General features: G+C 61.0%; 3 protein-coding genes and 1 pseudogene. 2 read left to right on the top strand and 2 right to left on the bottom strand.

Going from position 1 to position 3,508, the window contains the following annotated elements; all coding sequences use genetic code 11:
• Positions 1 to 665, bottom strand: a 665-nt coding sequence (locus ABNS06_RS00720; RefSeq protein WP_348671987.1) for a LysR family transcriptional regulator, incomplete at its 3' end; no start/stop codon positions are given.
• A 176-nt stretch (positions 666 to 841) separates the two neighbouring features.
• On the opposite strand from ABNS06_RS00720, the gene ABNS06_RS00715 reads away from it, so the two are divergent.
• Positions 842 to 2,434, top strand: coding sequence for an isocitrate lyase (locus ABNS06_RS00715; protein ID WP_348671986.1), 1,593 nt, complete (start codon positions 842 to 844; stop codon positions 2,432 to 2,434).
• Between the two features lie 145 nt (positions 2,435 to 2,579).
• Positions 2,580 to 3,143, top strand: coding sequence for a hypothetical protein (locus ABNS06_RS00710; RefSeq protein ID WP_348671985.1), 564 nt, complete (start codon positions 2,580 to 2,582; stop codon positions 3,141 to 3,143).
• A 161-nt stretch (positions 3,144 to 3,304) separates the two neighbouring features.
• Here the strand turns inward: ABNS06_RS00710 and ABNS06_RS00705 are convergent.
• A pseudogene (locus ABNS06_RS00705) lies at positions 3,305 to 3,508 on the bottom strand (hypothetical protein); the annotation flags it as partial.

The raw sequence follows: 3,508 nt of genomic DNA, 5'->3' as shown, positions 1-3,508 counted from the left end.
GCTTCGTCCACCCAGCTGAGCCCCTGCATGGTGCCGGGCTCCACACCCACGCCGATACCCATGCCCGTCTTGCTCACCCAGACGTGACGGGCTTCCAGATAGGTTTCGAGCGAGAACTGCTCGCGAATCGGGTTGTGGCGGCTGACCATGCAGGCAAAATCGTCGCGCCAGATGGTTTGATGGTGAAAGGACTGAGGCAGCTCGTCGAACCGGTTGATGACCAGATCGACCTTGCCGCTTTCGACGTCCTTGAAGGTCACGTCACTGGGTGTGAGGATGTCCAGCGTGATGCGCGGGGCCAGGCTTCGCATGGCACGCAGCAACGGCGGCAGCAGCGTGCATTCGCTGTAATCGCTGATCGACAGGCGAAATACCCGCTCCGCGCTGGCGGCGTCAAAGCCCTTGTCGGGGTCGACGGCCTTTTCGACCGCCGCCACGATCTCGCGTAACAACGGCTGCAATTGCTCGGCGCGCTCGGTCGGCGTCATGCCGTCCTTGGTGCGGATCAGCAACGGGTCGGCAAACAGATCACGCAGGCGGCGCAGGCCGTTGCTCATGGCCGGCTGGCTGATTCCCAGACTCTCGGCTGCCTGCGTAACGCTGCGCGTGCGCAGCAGCACATCCAGGTACACCAGCAGGTTCAGATCGATGGTCTTGAGGTTCATCGGTGGGCGGGGCGACGAGGCCTAGCAATATTCACGGGAAGAATATTCAGAATACTATCTATTTATTAGAATTATCTAAATATTCTGGCTAGAATACGCGCCGTTTTTCCACGCGCCGGGCCGAATCCGAAGCCGCGCCCGGCCGCATTGTTTCGATCAACCAATAGGTTCCGACCATGTCAAAGTACACCGACGACATCGCCTCGCTGCAGAGCGTCATCGACGCCAACGGGGCACCCTGGGCCGCCATCGACGCCGAGTCCGCCGCCCGCATGCGCGCGCAGAACAAGTTCAAGACCGGCCTCGAAATCGCCCAGTACACGGCCGACATCATGCGCCGCGACATGGCCGAGTTTGATGCCGACAAGACCAAGTACACCCAGTCGCTGGGTTGCTGGCATGGTTTCGTGGGTCAGCAGAAGCTGATCTCCATCAAGAAGCACTTCGGCACCACCGACAAGAAGTACCTGTACCTGTCGGGCTGGATGGTCGCGGCCCTGCGTTCCGACTTCGGCCCGCTGCCGGACCAGTCGATGCACGAAAAGACGGCCGTGCCGGCACTGATCGAAGAGCTCTACACCTTCCTGCGCCAGGCTGACGCTCGCGAACTGGGCGGCCTGTTCCGCGCCCTGGACGCCGCCCGCGAAGCTGGCGACACCGCCAAGGCCGCCGAGATCCAGAGCCAGATCGACAACCATGAGACGCACGTGGTGCCGATCATCGCCGACATCGACGCCGGCTTCGGTAACGCGGAAGCGACCTACCTGCTGGCCAAGAAGATGATCGAAGCCGGTGCCTGTGCGCTGCAGATCGAAAACCAGGTGGCCGACGAGAAGCAGTGTGGCCACCAGGACGGCAAGGTCACCGTGCCGCACGCCGATTTCCACGGCAAGCTGCGCGCAGTGCGCTACGCGTTCCTCGAGCTGGGCATCGACAACGGCATCATCGTCGCCCGTACCGACTCCGAAGGCGCTGGCCTGACCAAGGAAATTGCCGTGGTCAACGAGCCGGGTGACGGTGGCGACATCTACAACAGCTACCTGGATGTCGAGGAAGTGGCTCCGGAAGACACCAAGCCGGGCGACGTGCTGATCAGCCGCGACGGCAAGCTGGTGCGGCCGAAGCGTCTTCCGTCCGGCCTGTACCAGTTCCGCTCGGGCACCGGTCAGGAGCGCTGCGTGTTCGACTGCATCGAGGCCATCAAGGCCGGCGCCGACCTGCTGTGGATCGAAACCGCCACGCCGAACGTTAAGGACATCGCCGCCATGATGAACGGCGTGCGCAAGGAAATTCCGGACGCCAAGCTGGTGTACAACAACAGCCCGTCGTTCAACTGGACGCTGAACTTCCGCCAGCAGGCCTACGACCGCTGGGTTGAAGCTGGCAAGGACGTGAGCGAGTACAATCGCGCCGACCTGATGAACGCCAAGTACGACGACAGCGAACTGGCGGCTGATGCCGACGACAAGGTGCGCAGCTTCCAGGCCGATGCCTCGCGTGAAGCGAACATCTTCCACCACCTGATCACGCTGCCGACCTACCACACCGTGGCACTGTCGACCGACAACCTGGCCAAGGAATACTTTGCCGACCAGGGCATGCTCGGCTACGTGGCCGGCGTGCAGCGCAAGGAAATCCGTCAGGGTATCGCCTGCGTGAAGCACCAGAACATGGCCGGTTCCGACATCGGCGACGATCACAAGGAATACTTTGCCGGTGATCGCGCGCTGAAGGCCGGTGGTGAGAAGAACACGTCCAACCAGTTCTGATCCAACCATGACTGGCAGCGCCTTGGCGGCTGATTCGCCAAGGCGCTGGGACGAACAAAGGCGGTATCCGGTCTCACGGTGCCGCCTTTTTTGTTGTTGTGAGGACCAGCATCAGCCCGTCCTCAACAGAACGCGGAGTGCAGCAATGCTGGAAGCACCAGAGCATCTGAAAGACGCCAAACACCTTCTGAGCGAACAGGGCTTCGCCACCAGCAACACCTGGTACCACGGCACCTCGTCAGCGCTGGTCGAATCCATCCTCCAGCACGGACTGAAGCGCTCCGGCGATCAGGCGCTGAACGACGCAGCCAAGAAGACGATGGCGACAATCGGCAATGCGTTCGAGGCCACCGTCGAGCCCGTCTACCTGACACCGAGCAAGGAGCTGGCCTACTACTGGGCCCAACAGACCGTGCGCGAGCGCACCGTGCGTATTGGCGATGCTAACGAGCCCGTCATCATCAAGGTCACGCTTCCCGACGAGTTCAACACCAAGGTCAAACCGGATGTCGGCGCCGCCACGCTACTGATGATCGAAGCAGGTGAGCGCTACATGGCATACCTGGCGGGCATTTATCAGGCCTGCGGCTACGCCGTTCCCGACATCGACCTGAAAAGCGCCAATCGCATGGCGTATCAGCGAACACTGGGCATGGTTTATTACGACGCCGATATCGAGGCGGCGCTGCTTGAACTGGTCACTCAGTGATTCATTGGCATGCCAGCCAGACGCTGGAGCCAGCTCGTTCGACGATATCAGCGGCGGCACTTTGCCCCGTCGCTTTGCCGATCGGTTCACTGGACGTCATCAAACTGCTCTGCATGCTCTGATCCGTTCCGGAACATGAAAATCCGGGGGATGAGTGTTTTCTAGCCATCCAATGGACTACGAACACCGTGGCCGCCGCGCTTGAGCACATGGGTATAAACCTGCGTGGTTTTCAGATCCTTATGACCTAGGGAAGCACTGATTGATTCACGCCGCCAAGTTGCCGCCAGAAAACAGGCCAGGCAAGGCGCGAGGAGCGAAGTTTGGTCATTCCAAATGAACGACGAGCAACGCCGCATGGCCTG

This window comes from uncultured Abyssibacter sp., from assembly GCF_964000955.1.
Taxonomy (GTDB): domain Bacteria; phylum Pseudomonadota; class Gammaproteobacteria; order Nevskiales; family OUC007; genus Abyssibacter.
This window is presented reverse-complemented; position numbering and strand designations above follow the sequence as displayed.